This is a genomic window from Spirosoma spitsbergense DSM 19989 (assembly GCF_000374085.1).
GTDB classification, from domain to species: Bacteria; Bacteroidota; Bacteroidia; order Cytophagales; family Spirosomataceae; genus Spirosoma; species Spirosoma spitsbergense.
Window position 1 is genome coordinate 69,917 of record NZ_KB893455.1, and the last position, 26,222, is coordinate 96,138.

The 26,222-nt window shown below is 50.5% G+C and carries 22 protein-coding genes; 20 read left to right on the top strand and 2 right to left on the bottom strand.

Annotated features, from left to right (window positions below; translation table 11 throughout):
* Positions 1–200: 200 nt before the first annotated feature.
* From B157_RS0108825 to B157_RS0108920, 20 genes are all read left to right on the top strand, one after another.
* Positions 201–2,774 carry a polysaccharide biosynthesis/export family protein gene (locus B157_RS0108825; RefSeq protein ID WP_020602986.1) on the top strand — a complete coding sequence of 858 codons (2,574 nt, stop codon included), beginning with the start codon at positions 201–203 and terminating at the stop codon, positions 2,772–2,774.
* 16 nt (positions 2,775–2,790) lie between these two features.
* Entirely contained in the window at positions 2,791–3,912 is a 1,122-nt protein-coding gene (locus B157_RS0108830) for a GumC domain-containing protein (protein ID WP_020602987.1), read from the top strand.
* A gap of 51 nt (positions 3,913–3,963) precedes the next feature.
* Complete coding sequence (locus B157_RS0108835; protein WP_026308593.1) at positions 3,964–4,803, top strand: ABC transporter permease; 840 nt, start codon at positions 3,964–3,966, stop codon at positions 4,801–4,803.
* Between the two features lie 119 nt (positions 4,804–4,922).
* Positions 4,923–6,179: an ABC transporter ATP-binding protein gene (locus tag B157_RS0108840; protein WP_020602989.1), complete on the top strand. Its 1,257-nt coding sequence runs from the start codon at positions 4,923–4,925 to the stop codon at positions 6,177–6,179.
* Positions 6,180–6,275: 96 nt separating this feature from the next.
* Positions 6,276–7,379, top strand: a complete 1,104-nt coding sequence (locus B157_RS0108845) for a DegT/DnrJ/EryC1/StrS family aminotransferase (protein ID WP_020602990.1) — start codon at positions 6,276–6,278, stop codon at positions 7,377–7,379.
* Between the two features lie 92 nt (positions 7,380–7,471).
* Positions 7,472–9,538: a hypothetical protein gene (locus tag B157_RS0108850; RefSeq protein ID WP_020602991.1), complete on the top strand. Its 2,067-nt coding sequence runs from the start codon at positions 7,472–7,474 to the stop codon at positions 9,536–9,538.
* A gap of 4 nt (positions 9,539–9,542) precedes the next feature.
* Positions 9,543–10,247: a WbqC family protein gene (locus tag B157_RS0108855; RefSeq protein ID WP_020602992.1), complete on the top strand. Its 705-nt coding sequence runs from the start codon at positions 9,543–9,545 to the stop codon at positions 10,245–10,247.
* 87 nt (positions 10,248–10,334) lie between these two features.
* The gene (locus tag B157_RS0108860; protein WP_020602993.1) at positions 10,335–10,988 is read left to right on the top strand and encodes an acetyltransferase; all 654 of its coding nucleotides are present in this window, start codon (positions 10,335–10,337) and stop codon (positions 10,986–10,988) included.
* 61 nt (positions 10,989–11,049) lie between these two features.
* On the top strand, positions 11,050–12,249 hold the full coding sequence (locus B157_RS0108865; protein WP_020602994.1) for a glycosyltransferase family 4 protein: 1,200 nt from the start codon (positions 11,050–11,052) through the stop codon (positions 12,247–12,249).
* A complete protein-coding gene (locus tag B157_RS0108870) occupies positions 12,236–12,925 on the top strand; it encodes an NAD-dependent epimerase/dehydratase family protein (RefSeq protein WP_020602995.1) in 690 nt (229 codons plus the stop codon). Before B157_RS0108865 ends, B157_RS0108870 begins: the two co-directional genes overlap by 14 nt.
* A 297-nt stretch (positions 12,926–13,222) precedes the next feature.
* On the top strand, positions 13,223–14,467 hold the full coding sequence (locus B157_RS0108875; RefSeq protein ID WP_020602996.1) for a glycosyltransferase family 4 protein: 1,245 nt from the start codon (positions 13,223–13,225) through the stop codon (positions 14,465–14,467).
* Positions 14,468–15,469, top strand: coding sequence for a glycosyltransferase family protein (locus B157_RS0108880; protein ID WP_020602997.1), 1,002 nt, complete (start codon positions 14,468–14,470; stop codon positions 15,467–15,469).
* 95 nt (positions 15,470–15,564) lie between these two features.
* Positions 15,565–16,392 carry a DUF5672 family protein gene (locus tag B157_RS0108885; RefSeq protein ID WP_026308594.1) on the top strand — a complete coding sequence of 276 codons (828 nt, stop codon included), beginning with the start codon at positions 15,565–15,567 and terminating at the stop codon, positions 16,390–16,392.
* A complete protein-coding gene (locus B157_RS0108890; RefSeq protein ID WP_245565047.1) occupies positions 16,340–17,428 on the top strand; it encodes a glycosyltransferase in 1,089 nt (362 codons plus the stop codon). The genes B157_RS0108885 and B157_RS0108890 overlap by 53 nt, the downstream gene beginning before the upstream one ends.
* 18 nt (positions 17,429–17,446) lie before the next feature.
* Positions 17,447–18,454, top strand: a complete 1,008-nt coding sequence (locus B157_RS0108895) for a hypothetical protein (protein ID WP_020603000.1) — start codon at positions 17,447–17,449, stop codon at positions 18,452–18,454.
* 112 nt (positions 18,455–18,566) lie between these two features.
* The gene (locus B157_RS0108900) at positions 18,567–19,676 is read left to right on the top strand and encodes a glycosyltransferase family 4 protein (protein ID WP_020603001.1); all 1,110 of its coding nucleotides are present in this window, start codon (positions 18,567–18,569) and stop codon (positions 19,674–19,676) included.
* 7 nt (positions 19,677–19,683) lie between these two features.
* Positions 19,684–20,577 (top strand): glycosyltransferase family 2 protein, encoded by an 894-nt coding sequence (locus B157_RS0108905; RefSeq protein ID WP_020603002.1) that lies wholly within the window; start codon positions 19,684–19,686, stop codon positions 20,575–20,577.
* Positions 20,578–20,663: 86 nt separating this feature from the next.
* Positions 20,664–22,046 (top strand): hypothetical protein, encoded by a 1,383-nt coding sequence (locus tag B157_RS0108910; protein WP_020603003.1) that lies wholly within the window; start codon positions 20,664–20,666, stop codon positions 22,044–22,046.
* On the top strand, positions 22,046–23,212 hold the full coding sequence (locus tag B157_RS0108915) for a glycosyltransferase family 4 protein (RefSeq protein ID WP_020603004.1): 1,167 nt from the start codon (positions 22,046–22,048) through the stop codon (positions 23,210–23,212). Before B157_RS0108910 ends, B157_RS0108915 begins: the two co-directional genes overlap by 1 nt.
* A 20-nt stretch (positions 23,213–23,232) precedes the next feature.
* Positions 23,233–24,402, top strand: coding sequence for a glycosyltransferase (locus tag B157_RS0108920; RefSeq protein ID WP_020603005.1), 1,170 nt, complete (start codon positions 23,233–23,235; stop codon positions 24,400–24,402).
* Positions 24,403–24,406: 4 nt separating this feature from the next.
* Here B157_RS0108920 and B157_RS0108925 read toward each other — a convergent pair whose 3' ends face one another.
* Positions 24,407–25,258 carry a polysaccharide deacetylase family protein gene (locus B157_RS0108925; protein ID WP_020603006.1) on the bottom strand — a complete coding sequence of 284 codons (852 nt, stop codon included), beginning with the start codon at positions 25,256–25,258 and terminating at the stop codon, positions 24,407–24,409.
* Between the two features lie 96 nt (positions 25,259–25,354).
* A complete protein-coding gene (locus B157_RS0108930; protein WP_020603007.1) occupies positions 25,355–26,119 on the bottom strand; it encodes a methionyl-tRNA formyltransferase in 765 nt (254 codons plus the stop codon).
* Positions 26,120–26,222 lie beyond the last annotated feature (103 nt).

The following is a 26,222-nucleotide window of genomic DNA, read 5'->3' on the forward strand; positions in this document are numbered from 1 at the left end:
CTACTTAGATGGAACATTGGAAAAGTTATACCGTTACATGACGATCATAAAATTACCGTAACGTAGGAAACTGTTTAAAATCCAGAAAAAGTTCACTTACTTTGTCAACTGAACACACCCTGTGTACTATGTACTACGTCTGTTCGTTAGATATAGGTCTTTTTCGCAATCGCATGAGAGTTGTTCGACTTCTTAAAAATATGCAAAATTCAGGAATTAAACACCGCTTGCCACTTCTTTTTTTTTATTTTAATACAATCTTTTCCTCCCGTCTCTTTTGTGCCGCTCTGGCAGTGAGTTCCATGTTGCTGGGCTTTTCGGCTCAGGCTCAGATTACAGCTCCCAGTGCCACACCCAGTGCACCCAGCACATCACCAGCCAGTCCGGGTCGGGGTGCTCCCACCTTACCAGCCGGCGTGAATGTCAATAACCTTCCCCCAAGCGTTCAGCAACAGATCAGACAGGCTACCCAGGGGAATGCCAACCAGCGGGGGCAAACGCAGGGAGCCAATGGAGCCAATGGGACCGCAACAGATCCTGCCCGTACGGGAGATGATTTTGAACGACAAGGAGATACTACGGCAAATGGTACGGATCAGGCAAGAGCTAAGCAGTTGTTCAGAGATGCACAAGAACGCGAAGCATCCGAAAGACGACAGAAATTATTTGGTTACTCCATCTTCGACCAGGCTATGGCGTCGAGCTTCCAGCCCAACATCAGCATGGCTACGCCCCGGAACTACATTGTTGGCCCCGGCGATGAGCTGAACATTCGCATGTATGGCTATTCGGAAGGCGATTTTTCCCAGAAAGTATCACCGGAAGGGTTCGTTTACATTGCGGGTCAAACGGGTATTGGGCCAATTTCGGTAATAGGGCTGACGGTAGAGGCAACCAAAGCCCGGCTGACGAGCCGGATGGCCAATAAATTCGTAGGACTTCGCAATTCGTCGTACGGCGCTCAGAATACGTTTCTGGAAGTATCACTGGGTAACGTCCGGAGTATTCGGGTTACCGTAACGGGTGATGCCCTTAAACCGGGCACCTACACAATGTCCTCACTATCGACCGTTATGAACGCCATCTATCAGTCGGGTGGTCCGAGTGAAATCGGTTCATTCCGTAAGGTGCAGCTCATCCGTAACAATAAAGTTATTACAACCCTGGATCTGTATGACTATGTGCTGACCGGTGTTCAGCAAAATGACTTTCGACTACAGGACAACGATAACATCCGGTTTACCACCTATATCGAACGGGTTGAAATTGGCGGAGCCATTAAACGGGAGAAAATCTTCGAAATGCTGCCGAAGGAAACGCTGGATCGGCTGCTGTTCTACGCGGGCGATTTTACGGCTAATGCCTACAAGAACAGAATCAAGGTTACGCGGCTGACCGACCGCGAACTTAAGGTGATTGACGTGACCGTTCCCGAATTCAAAACATTCGTGATGCAGGACGGGGACCAGGTCGAAGTAGAACGGTTACTGAACCGCTTTGAAAATAAGCTGACCATAGAAGGGGCTGTTTTCCGGCCGGGTGAGTATTCGCTCGATAACAACAAAACGCTCAAACAACTCATCGCTTCTGCCGAAGGTCTCAAAGGTGATGCCTTTACGGGCCGGATTAACATTATCAGAACGCGGGAAGACCTGGCGATTGAGAGTCTGTCAATTAACCTGGCCGATATCATGACGGGAGTGCAACCCGATATTCCGTTACAGCGGGAAGACCAGGTTATTGTCCCTTCCCGCTTCGATCTGGCCCAGCAGGCTACCATCTCGGTAACGGGCGAGGTAAACAGCATTAATACCGAAATGCCCTTTATGGCTAACATGACACTGGACGATGCACTGGTTCGGACAGGTGGCCTGAAAGAATCGGCAGCAGCCTCGCAGGTAGAAGTTATCCGTCGGCGAAAAGATGTTGACCCCAGTTCGACAACGGCTCAACTGGCCACTGTTTTCCGTTTTGATGTTAACCGTGATCTCACTATTGGTAACGACGCCAATAAGACGTTTACGCTGGAGCCATTTGACCAGATTGTCGTGCGCCGGTCGCCCAATTACGCGATTCAGCAGTACGCAGTGGTGGTGGGAGAGGTGATTGTACCGGGAGAGTACGCCATTATCAGCAAAGACCAGAAAATTTCGGACCTGGTTGTTCAGGCTGGTGGATTATCGCCCTACGCCTATGTAGAGGGAGCAACGCTGGTACGCCCTGTGCAGTTGAGTGAGGATGAAATAAATCGAAAGCAACGAGCTATTGAAGAGATAGCCAGCAATGTGGCTAAGAGCGTAGTGGAAACCGAAGTCGTTACCACTAGTACAGCCGAACCACTCAATATCGACCTGAAAAAAATCCTGGCTAACCCAGGCTCATCCGAGGATATACTGGTACAGGCGGGTGATGTACTGCGGATACCCAAGCTGTTAGAAACCGTTCGTATTCAAGGTGAAGTACAATTACCAAACACGGTACGGTACCGGGCTAATCAGACTTTTCAGGACTATATATCCCAAACGGGCGGTTACACCTCGAAATCGCAGAAACGGAAGTCATTTATTGTATACGCAAACGGGTCCGTTGATCGGACCCGCAAGTTCATGTTTTTTAACATATACCCTCACGTAGCACCCGGTGCAGAAATAGTAGTACCACGTGAAGCCCGGACTCCGTTGAGTGCCCAGCAAATACTAACATCTACTGTTGGTATTGCGGGTTCTTTACTAACACTTATTACTACCCTTCTAGTGATATCCCGTATTAAATAATCGGGCATTTATCGTTATGGATTCTAACAACGTATCGGATACAACCAACACTGGTCCACTGGTAACAGCCCATTCGCTGCCACCCGATCAGATATCGCCCAAGTCGCTGATTCTACGCGTTTTTCAATTAAAAAATGTAGCCCGGCGAAACTGGAAACTACTGCTTATCCTGATTGCCCTGGGTGCGGTGGGCGGTTTTATTTACGATTCACTCAATAAAACCAGGACCACCTACACAGGAACCATTATGTTTAACCTGGGCGGAGGTTCAACGAGTGGAGGCTTCGGCGGAGACCTAGGCCAATTGGCGGGTGCGTTCGGTCTGGGGTCGGGCGCACCGGATGCCAGCATTTTTTCGGGCGATAACTTTCTGATTTACGCCAAATCCAGACCCGTTGTGGAGAAAACTCTGATGAAGACGGATACCATCAACGGGAAAGATACACTGTTGATAAACTACTACATCCGCCATAGCGGCATTCGGGATAAGGAGTGGGAAGATAATGACACCCTGCGTGCCTTCTACTTCAACCGGCCCAAGAAACCCGCCGAATACAACAAGCTGGAGCGGTCGGCCATGGCAGCCATTTACGGGCGTATCCAAGGTGAAATTTCGGTCACTCAGCCCGAGCGCAAATCATCCTTTATGGAGCTGGGCTGTTTTATGGAAGACGAGCAACTGACCGCTACCTTTCTGACTACGCACCTGAAAACCATTGAAGAGGATTACCAGGCCAAGCAAACCAAAAAAACCAGCGAAATGCTAACGGTGCTGGAGTCCAGGGCCGATTCGATTGCCGGTCTTCTGAGTGGTACCGAAAATAAACTGGCCCGGTATATGGACCAAAACCAGCAGGTAGTAGTAGCACAGGCCAAGATTCAGGAAAACCGGCTGACACGTAACTCCACCTTTCTGACCTCCATCTACTATCAGGCCGTGCAAAGTGCCGAAAATATGCGCCTGTCTCTGATTCGGGAAACCCCTTTGTTTACCATTATCGAGCCTGTTTCATTACCGCTGTACATGGAGGTCCTCAAACCCGGAGGCCTGCAGATTGGCTTAGCCCTTGGTCTGGTTCTGGGTATTATTATTGTTTTCCTGCGCGAATCCTACCGGTCAATCATGCGGGGAAACTAACCGCCGTGGTTTATCCTTATCATTCATACGCGCTTTTAACGTATACTTGTTTTGCAAACGCACGAAGTAATTATTGAGCCGGGCCGTTCAGAACGGCACTATTGGGCAGACCTGTGGCGTAACCGGGAGTTAATGTACATCCTGTCGATGCGCGACGTGTCTGTTCGCTATAAGCAAACAGCTCTGGGCACCGCCTGGGGGCTGATCCGCCCGCTGACAACGATGCTGATTATGGTATTCGTATTCAGTAAAATTGCCAAGCTCCCACCCGACCCCGGTGTTCCGTACCCCCTGATGGTACTGGGTGGCATAACGGTATGGACGTTTTTCTCCACGGCTTTTACCCAAATCAGCAACAGCGTCACGCTGAACTCCAACCTGGTAACCAAGGTGTACTTTCCCCGGCTGATTATGCCGATAAGCGCCGTTGCCGTTAGTTTTGTCGACTTCCTGGTTTCGCTGGGTTTATTTATTCTGCTGGCTATCTGGTATCAGTTCATACCCGACTGGCATTTGCTTCTTTTGCCCGCCTTTATTGTGCTGGCGCTGATGGCCTCCTTTGCATTCGGCTTGTTTTTTGCCGCTGTCAACGTGCGGTTTCGCGATATTGGCCAGCTCATCCCCTTTGTGGTACAGGTTGGTTTTTACGTTTGCCCCATTGCCTACAGCAGCAGACTAGTGGCCGATAAGGCCAACGAATGGTGGGCACCCTTCTACTGGCTTAACCCAATGGTGGGTATTATTGATGGCTTCCGCTGGGCGTTACTTGGCGAAAGAGCGTATTTTAACCCCAAGAGTTTACTGCTCTCGGTTAGTATTGTATTCGTATGTTTAGCCTTATCGCTCTACTTTTTTCGGAAACGGGAGAATACCTTTGTAGATGATATTTAAAAAAACAGTCATAAGTTAGTAAGTCGTAGGTCAGCAAGTTGTAACTGCTGACGTAGATACGAGCGTGAGAACGCTACTTGCTGACTTACGACTTACGACTTACGCCTTACCACTTCACCATGTCTGTCATTACGGTCGAAAATATAAGTAAGCAATACATCATTGACCACCAAAAGGGCAAAGGGGGTACCACGCTGCGCGATGTTATCACGGAAAACCTGAAAAGCCTGATCGGTAAAAAAACAAAAACTACCATTACGCATGAGGAGTTCTGGGCTTTGAAGGATGTCAACTTCTCCATCGAACAGGGCGACCGCGTGGGTATTGTGGGGCATAACGGGGCGGGTAAGTCAACGATGCTTAAGATACTGAGTAAGATTATCCAGCCCACTACCGGTATGGTGCGCATTAAGGGCCGGGTAGCCAGTTTGCTGGAAGTAGGAACCGGTTTTCACCCCGAACTGACAGGTCGGGAAAACATCTACCTCAACGGTTCCCTGCTGGGTATGTCGCGCACTGAGATCAGAAAACAATTCGACGCGATTGTGGCCTTTGCCGGGGTTGAAAAGTTTCTGGATACCCCCGTCAAACGATACTCATCGGGGATGTACGTCCGGCTTGGCTTTGCCATTTCGGCCCACCTGGACCCTGAAATCATGATTGTGGATGAAGTACTGGCCGTGGGCGATGCTGAGTTTCAGAAAAAGAGTCTCGGCAAAATGCGCGATAACTCGGCGAGTGGCCGAACCATCATCTTCGTTAGTCATAACCTGACGGCGGTGCAGGCACTCTGCAACAAGACGCTGTATTTTGAAAAAGGCCGCTTAATTGAGCAGGGGGAAACCAATCAGGTGATTGCTTCCTACATCAGTAAAGTATCCAAAACCCGTTTGGTCCGTCAGTGGGATACGCCCAAAGAAGCACCCGGTAATGACCTGGTTCGCATTCGCCGGATTGAACTTGTCCCCGATTACCCGGACAACCTGACGCATATCGATGTTCGGACCCCCATGACGCTTCGGTTCGAGTTCTGGAACCAGATGGACAATGCCAACCTGAACCTGAGTATGCATCTCAACTCGCTCACGGGTGAGTGCATCTTCAACGTCGGTACCCAATCACAACCGTACGGAAAAGGGTTGATAGCCGCAGAATGTACCATTCCCGGCTATTTTCTGAACGATGGCTCCTATACCATTTCTATGATGGTGGTGAAGGATACCGTGACCCCACTCTTTGTTATGGAAGAAGCCATTACCTTTGATGTAGAAGATTACCGGGAGGGTATTGCCTGGTACGGCAAATGGCCGGGCTACGTCCGTCCGCAGTTTCCGTTTCACATCAAAATGCTGGAACCGGTAGCCAGTAAACAGTAAGTCGTTGTAGTTAACGGGGGTTGGATTATCCTCCCTGTTAACAGGCTATGACTGTTCGACAACGGATAGTTATTCACTACTAATGCTTTTGGATTGATGATTAACGTCACTAAATCATATTTACCAGACCTCGATGAGTACGTTACTCACTTAAAAGGCATCTGGGAGCGCGTACACCTGACAAACGACGGCCCGCTGCTGCGTGAGCTGGAAGCGCAGCTGAAAGAGTATCTGGGCGTGAAACACCTGAAATTCTGCACCAACGGTACCATTGTCCTACAGATGGCCCTGAAGGTGCTCAACATCAGTAAAGAGGTTATTACCACACCATTTTCTTACGTAGCCACAACAAACGCACTGCTCTGGGGAGGTTGCACACCCATTTTCGCGGATATTCGCCCGGACGATTTTAACATCAATCCCGATAAAATTGAGAGCCTCATCACCGAAAATACGGAGGCTATTATGGCAACGCACGTGTATGGTAATGCCTGCCAGATTGAGCAGATTGAAGCCATAGCCCAGAAACATAACCTGAAGGTTATTTACGACGCAGCGCACACCTTCGGGGCCAGCTACAAAGGAAATTCCATTCTGAGTTATGGCGATATAAGCACCTGTAGCTTTCACGCCACGAAAGTATTTCATACGGTGGAGGGCGGTTGCATCGTCACCAATGATGATGCCATCGCGGAGCAGTTGCATCATTTCCGTTCATTCGGACACCAGAACGACAACTACTACGGTGTTGGCATCAACGCCAAGAACTCGGAATTTCACGCAGCCATGGGGTTATGCGTGCTGCCCAAAGTACCGGAGCTGATTGCCGCCCGGAAGGAGCGGTTCCACTACTACGATACCCGGCTTGATTTCACCCGGATAACTCGCCCAACCCTGATTCCTGGCATGGATTACAACTATGCCTACTACCCGGTTGTGCTCGATTCGGAAGAAACCCTGCTGCGGGTTATGGATATGCTGAAGGCGCAGGCCATCATGCCCCGGCGGTATTTTTACCCCTCGCTCAACACGTTGCCGTTTGCCCTCAGAGGAGGAGTTGAGCAGCCTTGCCCGGTTTCGGAAGATGTGGCACTGCGGGTGTTATGCCTCCCCCTTTATCCTGACCTGGCCGAAGCAGATGCCGACCGAATTGCGACGCTGGTTAATGAAGCCGTTGTGGCCGTTGGTGAAATTATATAGTTAATAGTAACCAGTTGCAATCAAAAAATTAGTCGTTGAGTTGCTGGCGGTCGCTTTTCACGCGCAGCTATCCGTACGGCCCTTTGTCCATTATGACCCTGCTTTACCTTCTTTCTCTTGGATTCTTTGTCGTTTACCTCGGCCAGCTGTCGACGCGCATTTGCCGCCGGTCGCTAACTGAATGGTGGCTGACCACGTTTTTGCTGGGAACCGGGAGTGTTATTCTGACGGGTTTTGTCTTATCTGCTCTTTACCTGACGGCAAACGCCCCGGTTTGGGCCGGTTCTGTTTTCATTACGGCTACGGTGCTCGGCACGGCTCTGAGCCGGTTAAGCGGCAATTCCGAACGATTTTCGGTACTACCCCTCATCCACGAACGCTGGCAAACGGGGCGGCTCTGGTTCCGTGACTTATCGGGTTACGCCCGCTTCCTGTTCTCGGCCCTCTTCCTGACCCTGGCACTGATTGCCGTTACCAATCTACTGCTGGTTTTCTTTACGGTACCTAACGAATGGGATAGCATGACCGGGCATTTGAACCGGGTTATGCAGTACATACAGCGGGGAACCATGCGCCATTTTGGGGGTACCAACTGGAACATGGACACGTACCCAAAAAGCGTTTGTACCCTCCAGATTTACACCTTTTTGATGACCGGCCATTTTGAGAATGGCTTCAAGTTCATTCATCACCTGAGCTACTGGACTGCCATTGTAGCCGTGTTTGGTATCGTGCAGCGGATTGGTCATGCGTACCCGGCACAAAGTCGGCTTTCGGCCAGTTTCTTTTGTGCGCTGGCGTATGCGTTGCTACCCGATTTTTTGATGCAGGCCATCACGACCGAAACGGATATTGTACTAACGGCTTACCTAAGTGTGCTGCTGTACCTGCTGTTCAGCTACCGGACGTTGACTGGCAATCGCTACATGTACCTGGCCGGTATGGCGTTTGGCATTGCTTTGGGGCACAAGATTACCTTCCTCCTCCTGCTGCCGTCGGTGTTTGTGGTCATGCTGTACACCGTTTTCCTTTCAACTTCCCTGAGCATCACGTTCAATCGGACCTGGCGGCTGGCGGCAGCCATCGTCATTGGCGTTTGTGTATGGACATTGCCAACGGGTTACCTCAAGAACATCGAGGTGTTCGGCCACCCCATTGGGCCCCCAACGGCCCTTAAACACCAGTCGGTTGAACGGGCGGGCACGTTTCGAAATTTACTGGAGCAGGGAAGCCGAAACCTGGTTCGGTATGGCTACGACCACGTCAATCTGGATGGTATCCGCAACCTGCCCATTGGTGCCGAACTGAATCAGGCGATGCGCCAACCCATCGTGATACTGGAAGATAAACTCCGTATGCGTCTGGATGAAGAGACCAGTTTTTCCATCCAGCCTTTCGCGTTCGACCGGCGTTTTGTGTTTTACAATGCCAACCCGTACTGGGGCATCGTTGGCTTTGGGCTCATCTTTCCATTGCTGTTTCTGGTCCTGATTGGCTACATACGCTCAACACCGCACATCTATCTGGGCATTGCGTTACTACTTCACTTTGCAGCCCTCGCCTACTCGGCTCCCTACGACCCGTTCAAAGGCCGCTACTTTATCGAGACAGGCTTGTTCGGCGTTACGTTTCTGTCACTCCTGTTCTTTAATCCCCGTACATCAGTGGACGTGCCGAAGCGGACCTTCTGGAAAGGATACGTAGGTTTTATTACGGTACTGGGTTGTTTATCAGCTATTCTGTGCGTCTACCTGAACATACGCGCGTTGCCCTTTGCCTGGACCGCTCCCGATGGAAAATCGTTCCCGTCGGCTTTTCACTCCGATCGAATAAAGCAAATGACCGTCGGGCGACCCGACGTGTATGTTCCTTACAAGCGCTTCGATGAACTGGTACCCGCCGAAGCGACCGTTGCTCTGGCGACCATCAATGACGACTACGAATACCCGCTCTACGGACCAGATTTATCCCGTCGCCTGATTGCCGTCAACCCCTTCGAGCAGGGACTGAAGCCGATACCCAAAAGCGCGGATTATCTCTTTTTCGACAAAAGCGTCATGCAACCCAAGCCCGGCGATATTCGCCTGGGCACCGATACGATAATGCGGGCTTCGGTCATTGTGCCCGGTGAAGATTATTATCTACGAAAACTAAAGTAGGCCTATGACACTTGCCATTATGCAGCCTTACTTCCTGCCCTACATTGGCTATATGCAGCTCATGAGTGCGGTTGACACCTTTGTGCTGTACGATGATGTGGCGTTCATTAACCGGGGTTGGGTTAACCGTAACCGACTGCTGATTAACGGTCAGGAGCACTTGTTTACGGTTCCACTGAAAGATGCCAGTCAGAATAAGCGCATCAATGAGGTGATGATAGCCAGCGATCCAAAATGGCGCAGCAAGCTGTTGAAAACCATTGAGCAGGGATACCGGAAAGCGCCGTTCTATCAAACGGTTATGCCGTTAACCGAAAAAATAATCAACTTTACCACCGATTCGATTGCCGATCTGGTCTATTTTAGCCTTGTTGAATTGAATCAATATCTGGGTCTGTCAACGCTATTAGTGCAGTCGTCAACCGTCTATAACAACGCGGATTTGAAGGCTCAGGAACGGATTCTCGACATTTGCCGACAGGAGAAAGCATCACATTACATCAATCCAATCGGCGGTACCGACCTGTACGATAAACCGACGTTTGTTCAGGCGGGTATGGAACTGAGTTTTATCAAGGCACTAAACGTTGAGTACCCACAGGTTAGTAACCGGAATGAATTTGTCCCCTGGTTGTCCATTATCGACGTACTAATGATGAACGACGTACCAACGGTTAAAACCATGCTGGGGGCATACGAACTTATCTAATTGCGAATGAGTGAATGAGCGAATAAAAACACAAAGATATTCCTGCTTTATTCACTCATTCGCCATTCACTCATTCACTCATTAAACATGGCAAAAATTATTATTTTCGGGGTAATGGACACGGCCGAACTGGCCCATTTCTACCTCACCAACGACTCCGAGCACGATGTTGCCGCGTTCACCGTCAGCCGCGAGTACATAACGGGCGATACGTTTCAGGGATTACCGCTAGTTGCGTTCGAGGAGGTAGAAACGCTGTTTTCGCCCAAAGAATACAAGTTTTTTGCACCTATGACGGGCCGCAATATGAACCGTAACCGGGAACGGATTTACCTCGAAGCCAAAGCTAAAGGGTACGAATTCATTTCGTATATCAGTTCCAAAGCAACGCTGTTCGGGAATCAGATTGGCGAAAACTGCTTCATCCTGGAAGATAATACCATCCAGCCCTTCACGACCATTGGCAACAATGTAGTACTCTGGAGCGGCAACCACATCGGGCACCATGGTCAAATCAAAGACCACGTCTTTTTTACCTCCCACGTGGTCATGTCGGGCCATTGCGTTATCGAACCTTACTGCTTTTTTGGGGTAAACAGTACCATCCGCGATTTCCTGCACATAGCAACAGGTACACTCGTTGGCATGGCTTCGGCCATTTATAAGGATACCGACGAATGGGGCCTTTACCTGGGTAATCCAGCGAAGAAACTGCCCAAACCGAGCTACGAAGCGTACTGATCCTTTTGTGAACGTAGCCGCCGTCACACTACGGATTTTCTATTAATTTTACCCCTCTGTTTTGAACGCTATTCTTTTTATCGGTCACGATGCTAACCGGGCAGGAGCGCAATACCTGTTGTTGCACCTGCTCACGTATCTGCGCGAAACGGGTGTCCGCACGGGGCTGGTACTGGGCGAAGGTGGTCCGCTGCTACCTGACTATGAGCAGGTAACGACCGTTTATCAGGCTTTTTCCTCGACAAAAGATCCCAGCTTTGGTGCCCGTATCCTGTCTAAGCTGGGTATGGCCCCGTCTGCCAGCGGGCACGAGATTGATGGTTTGCCGAATCTGATTGCAGCGATTCGGGCCGGACAGTATTCATACATCGTTTCCAATACCATTGCTAATGGTCGCCTGTTGCGCATGCTGGAGCCGCTGAACTTACCGTTTGCGATGTATGTCCACGAACTGGAGACCTCCATTCAAATTTATACCCGACCTGAGGATCTACAGTACGAGCTGACGCACGTTAGCCATGTTTTCTGCGGTTCGGAAGCCGTTCGTCAGAATCTGATTGACCATCACGGCTTAACGCCTGACAATACATCCGTACTGAACTCACTAATCCGGACGGCAACCCTCATCGACAAACTCAAAGCCGTTGATCAGGAATCGGTTCGGAAACGCCTGGGCATCCCCTCTAAGGCAGTAGTCGTTGGCGGATGCGGGAACGCGGAATGGCGGAAGGGAGTCGATTTATTCCTGCTCATTGCGCGGCAGTTGCTCAACGCCCGCCCGGAGGTACATTTTGTGTGGGTGGGCATTCCGGAAACGGGCGAAGATACCCGGCGACTACGCTATGACCTGGCACGGATGGACATGGCCAACCGCGTTCATCTGCTCCCCCCCGGTGGGGATTACCTGGATTACGTGGCTTGTTTCGACCTGTTTACCCTAACATCGCGGGAAGACCCGTATCCGCTGGTTATTCTGGAAGCGGGCTTGAATCAAAACCCCGTTTTGTGTTTCGCAGGGTCGGGGGGCAGCCCCGACTTCGTGGGGACCGACACGGGTTGTTTAGTCCCCTACCTGGATTTATCGGCCATGGTAACGGCCCTGGCCCGGCTCACCGATGATCCGGCTGAGCGAACCCGACTGGGCAACTTATTTTACGAGCGTGCGATGGCCCACGATGTCGCTGCGCTTGTTCCTAAACTGCTGGCAAAACTCGATGCTGTTTTTTTACCGTTAACCCCCGATCAGTATGTTGGTCGGTGATGGGATGATTGCCCGGCGTTTTCGTGCTTATGCGGATCGGAACGATATCGTATTATTTGCATCGGGCGTCTCGAATTCCAAAGAAACCCGCCCGGAACCCTACGCGCGCGAACGTCGTCTGGTAGAAGATACACTGCGGCAAGCGCCGGGCTGTCTGTTTGTTTATTTCAGCACTGCCAGCATTGCCGACCCCACCGAGCAGGGTTCGCCCTACGTGATGCATAAAACGTCACTCGAGGAATTAATCAAAGAGCAGGCAAGTGCCTATTTGATTATCAGAGCGTCGAACGTAGTGGGGGGGCCGGGTAATCCGCATACGATTCTGAATTTTTTTGTCGACCGTATCCGTCGGCAGGAATCATTCAGCATCTGGCAACACGCCGTACGAAATGTTATTGATATTGACGACCTTTATCAACTCGTCAGCGGGTACATTGCCGATGCATCTACCTGGAACCAGACGCTCATTGTGGCCAACCCTTATTCGGTCAGTCCATTAGTTATGGTGCAGGCCATTGAGCGGCACACAGGGAAAAAGGCCAGGTATGAGTTGCTGGACAAGGGGGCAGCCTTCACATTACCAGCCGAAGCAGCAAGCAACCGTTTACCGAACGCTGATGGCGATTGGCAACCCGAACAGTATATTACACGCTTGCTCCAAAAATACTATGCCTGATGCGGCACCCGGCCCATCAATGCATCGAAAAACGCGTCAGGCTGTTTGCGCGATTGGGTAAGCAGACAAAAAATATTGACAGAATTTGTCCGACTCCCTGACATACCGGGCCACTGGCGCGGTTCTGTTTACTACTACTGGGCTACTGACTAACCTGGACAGACCTGAATGAATGTACGGGCCTACCGTTGGTTACGTTTAACAGAAAACTGATTGTACTATTATTGACCATTTTTCTTCCGCGCTGTTAGTCTGTAAATCAGCAATTCGCTTTCAACGTGGCTAAACAAGTTTTGTATGAAAATTGCCGTATGGCACAACCTTCCCAGCGGAGGGGGAAAACGGGCAATGTTTTATCATTTGCAGGGATTGAAAGAACGCGGTCATCAGATTGAAATCTGGACTACACCAAGCGCTGACAATCAGTACCTTGACTTTAATTCGATTGGACCCGTTCACGTTGTTCCTTTCGATTCGCCGGGCGACTCTGTTCCGATGCGTGACCGCTTTGGCTATATGGGGTTCCATCAGGATACGGCCATGCATGCCATGATTACCCACAGCCGCCTTTGTGCCGAACAGATACAGGCGGGCAACTTCGATATTCTGTTTGCCAACAGTTGCATGGTGTACGCATCGCCCTACATTGCCCGGTTCGTCACCATCCCAACGTTGCTGTATTTGGGGGAACCGCTGCGCTATCTGTACGAAGCACAACCACAACTACCCTGGTGTGCGCCCGGCGAAATGCAGTCATGGACCAGTTGGGCGTACTGGCGTATGCTGGTCAATGACCTTTGGCGGCAGCGACAATTACGCGTTATCATGCGCGAAGAACAGCTTAATGCAGCCGCTTTTGACCGCATATTAGTCAATTCATTGTTTTCGGTAGAAACCTGCCTGCGCGTGTACGGCCTGGATACGGAAGTAGGCTACCTGGGGGTTGATACCCGTATTTTCCGACCCCTCGGCTTAGCCCGTCAGCCCTTCGTCATGTGCACCGGCAGTTTCCAGGCGCGTAAAGACCCTTCGTTCATTATTGACGCCATTAGCCATATTCCCGCTTCCCATCGGCCAGCACTAGTTTGGGTAAGCAACTATACCGATAGCATTTTTGAAGCACGCATGCGGCAACAGGCACAACAGACCGGGGTGAACCTTAGCCTGCACAAAATGGTATCGGATGAAGAACTGGTCCGGTTACTGAACCAGGCGAGTGCTTTTGTGTACGCCCCCCGATTGGAACCCTTTGGCCTGGCTCCGCTGGAAGCCAACGCCTGCGGATTGCCCGTGGTAGCGGTGGCCGAAGGCGGCATTCGCGAATCTATCCAGCACCGTCAAAATGGTCTGCTTGTCAACCGGGATACGCATCAGATGGCCCAGGCTATCGACTCCCTGCTCAGCAACAAAACGCTGTGGGACGACATGTCAAAAAAAGCAATTGATATCATTGACAGCCAGTGGTCATTAACCGTTTGTACTGACCGTATCGAACAGGCTCTTCAACAAACAATCCTACAGCCTAAAGCGCCCAAACTCTGAATGACAATCGCGTTTACTATTTGCTCCATCAATTACCTGGCACAGGCCCAAACCCTGGGTAATTCACTCCGGCAAACCAACCCCGGCTATACCTACATCATCGGGCTGGTGGATCGGCTCGATCAGGCTAATCTCCCCCCCGAACTTCTACCCGATTATCCAATCATTGAAATCGACAAGATTAACATTCCCGACTTTTCGGCCATGTGTGATCGGTATGATATCACGGAGTTGAATACTGCCGTTAAACCCTTTTTTATCGACTATTTCTACACGAATTACCCGGCCCTTGAGCAGATTATTTACTTCGATCCCGATATTATCGTTTTTCAGCCACTTCATAAACTCAATCAGGACCTTCAGCAATACAGCCTGGTTCTGACCCCGCACGAATGCTTTCCCACCTCCGACTGGGAACGCCCCAATGACCTGCATCACCTGAATACGGGCATTTTCAATCTGGGCTTTATTGGCCTTCGGAATGACGACACTGCCCGCCAGTTTGTGCATTGGTGGAAACAGCGATTAGTCCACGAATGTCGGATTGATCTATGCAATGGGTTATTTGTTGATCAGCTATGGGTTAACTTTGCCCCCGTTTATCATGATAATGTACTCGTGGAGCATCACCCCGGTTATAATGTTGCTTACTGGAATATTCATGAACGAACGCTGTCAGCAGACGCAAACGGGCAGTGGTGGGTAACGTCTTTAACCGACGAACCAGACCAGCTCCTGCATTTTTTTCATTACAGTGGGTATGATCCTTACAAACCAGATGCCATCTCTAAATACCAGACAAGGTATGCTTTCGAAGACCGGATGGATACAAAACCCTTATTCGAACTATACAGAACAAGGCTCCTGGCCAACCATAATGATCGGTATCGCCAGTATCCCTGCGTGTATGTCAAACCGCCCAAAGTGTTACGCTACAAGCGGGTACGCAAAGCGTTAAAAAGTCCTCTCAATAAATTGATCACCTTTTTGGAGGGTCAATAAGCGGTTCGGCCGGCAGGTCCCAGACCAGCGAAATAACTGAATTGCTGAAATTTTCGGCTAGTTACATTAAAAACCTTCAGCCAATCAAACGTAGTATGACCTTGTCGAGTCCTGTTCGTGTAAACGTAGTTATACCGGTATACAAACAGACACTTACTGAGTATGAAACGATTTCCTTAACCCAGTGTCTTCGGGTGCTGGGAAATTACCCAATCTGGCTGGCGTGTCCGCATTCACTCGATACCACGGCTTACCGGGCTATTGGTCCGAATCTGCAAACCCGAACCTTCGACGATAGCTATTTTGCCGACATACAGGGCTATAACCGCCTGATGGTAGCGAAGGAGTTTTATGAAGCGTTTGCCGATCAGGAGTATATGCTTATTTATCAGCTGGATGCCTTTGTTTTTCGGGATGATCTGGCGTACTGGTGCCAGCAAAATTACGACTACATTGGAGCACCCTGGCTGCGCGACCGGGATTTCAGCAGCGGGGGCGATAAACTATGGTTTACGATCAAGCAGCAGGTAGCTACCTGGCTCAACCTCAAGAAGGAGGATGGTGTGACGCCCCGTGAAATTATCAACCTAAACGGAGTAGGCTGCGGGGGTTTCTCACTCCGGCGGGTTTCGGCCATGCTGCGCTGCCTTGAACCGTTTCAGCAAAAAATTGCGGAATACGAACGAATTTCACTGCACCATTACCACGAAGACGTTTTCTGGGGTATCGAAGTAAACCGGTACTGGCCCAGGTTACGAATTCCCAAGTACCGAAAGGCTTTATTTTTTGCCATTGAATTTTATCCCGAATGGGCTGTTGAACATTATAATGAAGGACAATTACCATTTGGTTGCCACGCCTGGAACATTCATGGAACGGACTACTGGCGGTCTGTTTTCGCCAACTACGGTTACCAAATATGACGATGCGATGACTCCAGCACTTCCCCAACAACCTACTGTTTCTGTTGCGCTCTGCACCTACAATGGGCTAAACTATTTATCGACTCAATGGCAAAGTCTGGTCAATCAGCGCCGTTTGCCGAATGAAATCGTTATTTCCGATGATCTATCAACCGATGATACTCCTCAATTACTGACTCAACTTGCAGCCGACGCCCCTTTCCCCGTAACTGTTCTGGATAACAAAAAGCGCCTGGGGTATAACAAAAATTTTGAGCGGGCGCTGTCCGCCTGTACCGGTGAGTTGATTTTCATCTGCGATCAGGATGACCTGTGGTTACCGGAAAAAATCGACACGATGGTGCAGTATATGGTTCAGCATCCTGCCGCTCAGATTGCCTTCTGCGATGCCTGGGTGACTGATGAGCAGCTACAGGGACGCGAAAACCGGTTTTGGGAATCCGTTCGGTTCGATGCCCAGACCCGTGCCCGCTGGCAATCCGGCAAAACCATGGACATACTACTGGAAGGTAACCGGATGATGGGATGCGCTACGGTTATCCGCCGTTCTTTTTTACCAGCTCTGCTGCCAATACCCGACAAAATACCGGGCTACATCTATGACGGATGGATAGCGCTGGTAGGAGCCACGCAAAATGTTATTCACTTCATTGACCAGCCCCTGCAGCTCTACCGGACCCACGTACAGCAGCAGGTAGGCGTTCGCCAGCAGCCCGTACCCGCCCGAACAAAATTGCGGGATCGGCTCACCCGGCACCGGGCCAGAAAACTGGCCCCACTGCATAAAAAGCAGATTCAGCTGAGTATCATTAGCCAGTTACTCAGTAAACGAGTGCCATCTGACGCACCCGGTTTGCCCGAACTATACCGGCGGCTGGCGCACTTCACCCTGCGAAGTCACCTGCCCCATAACCGCCTTAAACGTATTGCCCCCGTACTGACAAACCTGTGGCGGGGGAACTACAACCGGTACGCCGAACCGGCCGCCAACTGGTATGCCCCATTTTTAGCTGTTTTGGGCGATATTCTCGAATAATGTAGTTTTGCATCTACTGTGCTATTAACCATCTGTACCGTTCGTCAATTACCCCAGGCATTTGCGCTGGGAGACAGTTTCAGGCAATTTGCCGGACAAGCTGCCACAGAACCAATCGTCATCGGACTGGTTGATCGTTTAGACGCGCTGCCCGCCGACTTCAGTTCACCCTATCCACTACTTCCGGTAGCGGAGTTGTTACTCCCCGAAGAACTGGCCACCCTCTCGGCTCAGTATACGCCAACCGAATTTGCGGCTGCCTGCAAGCCCTTATTCATTGCCGAAGCGTTTCGCCGGTATCCCGAAGTAGACAACCTGGTGTATGCCGACCCGAATGTTCAGTTCCTGTTTCCTCTCACGGCGCTCTGGCAACAGCTAAGTACCGCTACTATCCTGTTAACCCCGTTCATTACCCGTAGTCTGTCTGCTGGCGAGCCAGATGAAAAATTCCTTCAGAATATTGGCCTTTATAGTGCTGATTTTCTGGCATTCCGCAGATCGTTGGAAACAGACCGGATGTTAAGCTGGTGGGATGACCGGGTGCGGACGCGGGCTTATGTAAACTTTTGCGCCGGGCTTTGCCTGGACCAGATATGGCTCATGCACGTCCCTGTTTTTTTCCGGCAGACCCGCGTCCTCAGAAATGCCGGCTGGCACGTAGCCCTCTGGAATCTGCCCGAACGAACCCTGACACCGGAAGCGGGGCATTGGCTGGTGAGCGGACCAGCGGGAAAGAATGAACCCTTACTATTTTTTAACTTTAAAGGGTTGCTGAACCCCAATGAAGGTTTCTTCACGCACCAGAATCGACTACGCTCTTCAGAGAAATCGCCCGTTGCCGTATTACTGGCTGACTATCGACAGGCAGTTACCAGACAAAAGGTACCGGTAGCCGATAACCAGCCTACCACGTATGGGCAACAGCCTGAACCACCGGTTTTGCGGGGCTGGCGATACGAACTAGTTAAGTCCATGCGTTCTATGATCCGCTTTCTGGACCGCGTATACCTGCCTGCCATTCGCTAAAGGAATCCTTGAATAATGCGTGGTGTTCAAGGATTTGTTAGCAAATAGACCTATTTTTACGGGTTAATTTCTCAGAAAAATACAAATCTGGCGAGTTTTCAGGTTTTTCCTAATGAAAGTACTGTTCGATCATCAATCGTTTACTGGTTTGCCTTATGGCGGTGTTTCCCGCTATTTTTTTGAACTCATGCGTTCCTTTGCCAAACGATCAGACATTGAGTTTGACTTGTCGTTGTGGCTATCGAATAACGAATACCTCGACCAGGCATCCTTTAGTAGTCACTGGCGTTATCCCGCCTTTGCCCACCTGCGCAATGCCCACCGGGCGGCCTCCGTACTAAACCGGCTTTATAGTCTGCAACGCATAAAGTCGGGAAAATTCGATATTTTCCACCCTACGTATTATCACCGTTATTTCCTGGATGCCATTGGCAACAAGCCCTTCGTCCTGACTTTTTTCGATGCCACCAGCGAACGATACGGGAAACAGTACCCCGAACTGGGCGAAGGCTTGTACGAGACAAAAAAACAATTGCTGAGTCGGGCCGACTGCGTGATCTGTATCTCGGAGTTTTCTAAAGAAGACCTCCTGCACTTTTTTCCGGTTAATCCCAACAAAGTAAAAGTGGTCCCGCTGGGCACTACCATCAGTGATTATGTGCTTACGCCGGAGCAGCAGAAACCTCCGATAGACAAACCGTATTTACTATACGTCGGGAAACGGGGTTTGTACAAAAACTTTACCGGTTTTTTCCGGGCCATTAAACCCGTACTACACCGCCACCCCGATTTGCAGGTTATCTGCTGCGGAGGGGGAACCTTTACGCCCGAAGAACAAAGCCTGTTTCAGGAAGCCCGGCTGGGCGAACGGGTGCATTTTCATCCCCTAACCGATGCCGGTCTTATTAATCTCTATCAGCACGCCCTTGCCTTTGTTTTTCCATCGATGAATGAAGGCTTTGGGATTCCGGTACTGGAAGCATACAGCGCCGGGTGCCCGGTGGTACTGAGTAACCGTAGTTCATTGCCCGAAGTAGGTGCTGATGCTGCTCTCTACTTCGACCCGGAAAACGATGAATCCATAGCCGATGCTATTGACCGTGTGGTAACCGATGATGCGCTGCGCACTGAATTACGCCGAAAAGGAACCGAACGGCTACTCCACTTTTCGTGCGACAAAACGGCTCAGCAAACACTGGAAGTTTATCAATCTTTGGGCTAACGAAGGTATGAAATCGACGCAAGAAGCACTCCATTCCTTTGTTACGCGGCCCTACGTGCCCCAGTCCCGGGTGGGCACTGACGGGCAGGCATATCCCAGGCTAACGGTCATTACGCCCTCCTTCAATCAGGCACAGTACCTCGAACGAACGATTCTAAGCGTGTTGAACCAGCAGTATCCTAACCTGGAATACTTCATCATGGATGGCGGGTCGACGGACGGGAGTCTGGCGATCATCAAAAAATACGAGCCTTATCTGGCGGGCTGGGTCAGTGAGAAAGATCGGGGTCAAACGGATGCGATCAACAAAGGGATCCGGCGGGCAACGGGCGATTACGTTGCCTTCCAAAACTCCGACGATGTGTTTGCCCCCCACGCATTCGAACGGGTAGCCAATGCCTGGCATAAGCACCCAACTACCGACGTTTTTTTCGGCGATATGTACATTACCGATGAACAAGACGTTATTCTGGAGGAAATGCGGGCGCCCAAATTTTGCGTTGAATGCCATATTCACGAAGGCATGCAGGTTTTTAATCAGTCACTGTTTATCAAACGCAGCCATATTGGTCTGCTCGATGAAAGTCTTCGGTTCGTTATCGATTATGAAATTGTGGCCCGGCTGGGTGTCCAGGCAAGGATACAATTTCGACATGTTGATGGTTTCTGGGGTGGTTTCCGGGTGCAGCCTGACGCAAAATCATCGACCATTGCCAGTACGGTAGGCCTTCAGGAACACCAGTTTATAAAAGAAAAATATCGCCCTATGCTAACGTCGGCATTGGGTGCCTCATTCTGGAAACGGTATTGCCGGCTTCGGAAACTGCTCAGTTTCGCCCTACAGGGTGAATTCAAATACGTTCAACACCGGTTGCAGCTTAGCCGGTCCAGACAAAAATAAGGTTCGGTATTCAGACCATCGGCCGGTCTGCTTTCAGCATGGCAGACTTCCTTACCTGACTACGAAAACAACAAAACGTCTCTTTTATGAATAATCTCGTTCGCCTGCTTCAGAAACTCGACTACATGAGAATGGTGGTTGGTATCTGTATTATTCTGGACGGGTATCCACTCATCTTCTTTTTCCGGGAAACGGTTGGTCTGGCACCCGGCAGTACGGCTTTTACCGCGCTGGCCCTGGCCGGTGGTTTGATGCTGATGGTCCCTTTTACGGTGTTGAGAAAGCTCTACCGGCCCAATGTAACGATGTTCTGGATGGGAATTTCGTTCCTGCTGCTCTGCATTTTTTACATGTACTTTTACAATCCTTATCCCTTTTTCCAGCTCTCTGGCAAGCACATGGTTTACTACCTGTACATCGTGCTTTTCCTCTTTTTGCTGATTAACGTACCTAATGATATAATCCCGGTCTTTGTTCCAGTCGTTGTCGTGTTCACGCTGGTCTCCAATCTGGGGCTGGTTTACGCGCTGATTACGGACCCGACCTGGGCTATTGGACAACGGGCTACCATCACACTGAATAATGGTGGAGATCCCGGCTCAGGTAATCCACACGCCTTTTCGCGGAATGCTTTTATGGGTGTTGTTGCCTGTGCTATCTGGCTGGTAAAACCAAAAATCCACATCTTTTTCCGGTTGCTATCGCTGTTTGCAGGCATTCTTAACATTGCCGTTCTGGTACTCACCCAAACGCGTTCAGCCATTGTGGCCCTCATGGCAGCTCTGGCCTTATTTATGTATTTCAACGTTCGGCCCGCCCAGATCCGCACGGCGGTTCGTGGTATGTTCAGGCCCGTTCCCATTCTGGTTATGCTTGTGGGGGTAGTAGGGGTAATCTTTTTTTTCCAGCGATATAGTTTTGTCCTGGAAGTGCTGATAAGCTACGTTTCTTCTTTTGTGGAGCGCAACCTGGAAACCCTGTACGCCATGCTTGGTTTGAAATCGCAGGGAGCGGATTACAAAGCGGTTCTCGACGACTCAACGGCCAATCGCTCGGAGAGTGCAACCTTCTTTCGAAATGTACTGGCAGGTCACCTGCACATGCTCATTCTGGGCTACGGCTACGACTATCTTTACCTGGATGTCCCTATTATGGAAGCCCTCACCAATTACGGAATTCTGGGTTTTGCCCTATTTGGGGGAGTTAATGGGTTGGTTTTGTACCATTCCTGGAAAATAATGCGCCATAACCCTAACCCATTGAGCGTCTTTCTGGCCTATTTCTACATGCTCATCCTCATACAAATATTGACCAACGGCAGGCCCAACGAGATATCATTCTGGTTCCCCATGGCTCTGATGATTCGATTTATTGGCGTAGAACACCTGTTTCCTGCCTATCTATCAGAAAAAGGACCGCCTGAGGTCCAGGGACAGTACGTTGTTATACCCCATGCCGAACCAACCTGATGCGTATCCTGATCGTTCATAATCTACTCTGGGCACACTACAAGTCCAGCGTATTTCAGGCACTTCAACACCTGGTCGACCAGCGAAGTGATACCGTCATGAAGGTATTACAGATCGCCCGCAACGAGCAATCCAGAGCTGCCCTGGCTACGGGTGCCGATGAAACAGCTCCCACATACACCTATAATTACGAACTACTCTTCGACCGGTATTGGGAAGAGATAAGCCTGCGCGAACGTACGCGGGCGTTGTTTCAGCAAACAGCTGCCTTCAAACCCGATGTAATCAACCTGACCGGCTACTATGATCCCGCCCAACTCATGCTCCTGGTCTGGGCCAAGGCGAGAGGGATTCGGGTGATTATGCAAAACGAAAGTACAGAAGCCGATCAGCAGCGGGGAGGCCTGAAAGAACAGGTAAAGCAATGGATTTTTAACCGGTGCGATGGATTCTTCTGTTTCGGCAGCCAGGCTGCTGATTACCTTTTTCAATTTGGCGTGTCGCCCGGTCAGATTTTGCTGCGTAAAAACGCAGTCGACAATAAGGCGCTACTGACTGCTTATAAAAAGGCGCTGCCGGACCGGAGCACTGAGCAGCAACGGCTGGGCCTTCGCCCAAATAATTTTATTTTTGTAGGTCGGCTTGCTGAAACCAAAAACCTGCCCCTATTGCTGAACTGCTTTGCCGAAGCCCGCAAACAGTCTGCAAATGAACAGGAATGGGGATTGATTCTGCTCGGCGACGGAATTGAACGGGAACGGCTGACGGAAATTATACATACGCTGAATTTGACCGAACAGGTCAAGCTGTTGCCCGGGCGCCCCTGGTATTTGATACCAGGGGCGCTGGCACTCAGCAACGTACTAATCCTGCCAAGCCGCTCGGAGCCATGGGGCCTTGTCGTTAATGAAGCAATGGCCTGCGGACTACCGGTTATTGTGTCGGATCGCTGTGGCTGCGCGGCCGATTTAGTGCAAGATGACCGGAACGGCTTCGTTTTCGATCCCGACGTACCCGATGAACTAACCGTTCACCTGATCCAGTTTATGGATGGTTCGGCTCCTGCCAAGCAAATGGGAGAAGCTGCCCAACAGTTCATTACCCAGTACTCTCCTGAGGCAGTAGCCCAGGAAATGCTCGATGGTTTTATCAAAATCGTGAAATAATCGGTTATTTCGCGGCACCTATGCGAATACTAAATATCTGTGCGTATACCTGGCAGGCGGGTGGTCCACCAAAAATCATTTTCGACCATACGCAGGTTGCACTGCGGTATGGCCATCAGGTAGACATACTGAGTCCTGTCTCACCGGGCGAAACCCCCTACACCCTGCCCGATGGGGCACGCCTTATATTGTGCAAACGTACGCCGGGAATCAGCCGTTTCTTTCGGGAGTTTTCGGTTGAACTATATCAGTATCTTAAGCAGCACGTTCAGGAATACGACGTTATTCACTGCCACGGTTTATGGCATTTTGGCACGCTTGCCCCTTTCATGCTCGACCGTACGGTGGCTAAAGTGATTACCATTCATGGCGTGCTGGACCGCTGGGTGTATGCGCATCATAACTGGAAAAAAGAGTTGATGAATACCCTGGCTCAGAAAGCATACCTGGAACGGGCCGATTTGGTGCAAATCAATAACACCGACGAGCGGGAAGACGTATTACGCTACCTGGGCCATCCGCATCCTAATGTCGTTATTATACCCAATGGGGTAAAAACAGGCGACTTTGCCCAGCTTCCTCCCAAAGGCACCTTCCGGCAAAAATTCAACCTGCCTGCCGATAAGAAATTAGTGCTGTTCATGAGTCGGCTGAACGTCAAAAAAGGGCTGGATTTGCTACTTCCCGGATTCAGGGATTACCTGAAAACGCACCCGGATACCGTACTGGCCCTGGCCGGAGGGGATGATGGCTATCAGGAGACTGCCCGGCAATTTATTGAGCAGCACCGCCTGAACGACGCCATCCGGCTAGTGGGTATGCTCACCGGCGACGATAAGAAAGCGGCCCTCACGGATGCCGATCTGTTTACGCTTCCCTCCTACTCCGAAGGTTTTTCGATGGCCGTACTCGAAGCGATGGCGGCCGGCACGCCCGCTCTGGTATCGGACCGGGTTGGGTTTGGCGATGCCATCCGGCAGCATCAGGCCGCCGGGCTGCTGGATAGCCTGACCCCCGAAGCCGTAACGGCCGGACTGGAAAAACTACTGGGTGATGATCAGCTCCGGAAACACCTCGCCGACAATGCGCTGACGATGGTACGGACGAAGTATGATATTGATGTAGTGGCCAAACAGCTTTTGGATGAGTACGCAAAGATCAGCCATAAAGCCAGACCAATCCCGAACTGATCCGTTAGCTCACTTCCCGCTGAATTACCTTACTCCAGTCGACCTGCCGGTCGGCTTCGGCCAGATCAACGAACGGGAATTCAACCAGCAGTTGTTTGAGCTTGGGCCAGCAATTTTTCAGGCCGTAATAGGATTTGAACTGTCGGGTTCGGCTCAGGCCGGGAATCATGGGTTGCCCTGCGTCGAAATCGCGGGGATGAAAATAAGTCATCACGTACGGCGACCGATTCATCAACCCTTTTATCAGTCCATAGGGAAGTAGCCGGAAATAGCCTCCGCCCGAAAAGATCACATCCTGCCCCATAATGGGCATGGTGTTTATGGGAAATTCTTTCAGGAGCGTGCCCCTCACGTTTAAGTATCCCGGCTCAAACATGCCCAGAGAGGCATCGCCCCCGTGAGCGCGCCGGGCCGAAAATACGGAGCAGTCAATTTCAATCCCCTGTTCAACCAGAATCGGGAATACCCATCGATTATACTCCTTGATGGAGAAACCGGGTGCCCGGTATGACCGGACTTTTTTACCCGTCAAATCCTGCAAATGTTTGATTGAGCGTTCCAGATCATCCTGAAACTGGGCTGGTGTCTGTTCATACGCCAATTGGTGCGCATAGGAGTGCGTGGCAATTTCGTACCCGGCGGCATCAATACGCCGGATTACATCGGGGTGCTTATCGGCGACCCAGCCCAAACAAAAAAAAGTAGCCCGGCTGTTGGTTTCGGCCAGAAGCTGAAAGATGAGGTCCATGTTCTGATGAATCCGGCTCTCGTATCGGCCCCAGTCCGACTCGTTCCGCGTTGAATCATTATCCAGAATATGAAACCACTCTTCAATATCAAACGTCAGTATGTTCATTCAGGTAGTTGGCGGATCAGTCGACGAGTCAGGTAGTTGGACAGTCAATGAGTCAGTGAACAGACTTGTTAACTAACCCATCAACTGATCGATTGATTAATAAAACCGTTTACCGGCCTCGCGGAAGGCCTTTACATCGTCGCGGGTGGGGAAAGAGAAATAGGTCATTTGCGACGCATCGTTCTCTATCAGTTCGTAGGTGCCCGAATGGATTTTATCGATGGCTTTAAGCATAGCATCCATACCCATTTTCTTGGTTACATCAATCAACTCCGCCTGACTCATGTTGCCAATGGGTAGTTTTTCCTGAACCAGAATGGGCCCACTATCGATGCCCTCATCGACAAAAAATACGGACACGCCCGTGTGTGTTTCGCTGTTTTTCAGTACCCAGAATGAGGGCATCAACCCCCGGTACTTAGGCAAGAGTGCCGTGTGCAGATTGATACAGCCGTAGGTAGCCGAGTCGAGCAGCTTTCGTTTAAAGATCTGATTACCGGCAATCGACAGGTACAGGTCCGGTTTGTAAGCCTTCAGTTTTTCCAGATTTTCGTCCTTATTGATAGCCCCCTCGATCTGGATCAGCGGAATATTTCGGTCGGCCAGTACTTTCCGCACATTGTTTCGGCTGTCTAGTTTGGACAGTACGAACTTGGTGCCGTAGCGTATAAAGAAAGGTAAGCCAAAGATATCGTACGTCTTTTTTATCTTTTCACTAAAACTTTCGCGCTTACCAAACGGCGACACGTCGAATACCACCGTGGCCACTACTTCGGCGTAGGGGGGGAGATTTTTTAGCAGATAGTCGATATTACGGGCGAGGTAGAAGGGGTCATCCTGCGTAAGAATCACAAGGCGCATAATGGATTGGCTAATGTTGAGGACGCAAAACTACGTATTCCAGCGGAAAGGCCGTATCGATTCGTTAGCGGATGATTACTTTACGGTCTATTGTTTGTCCTTC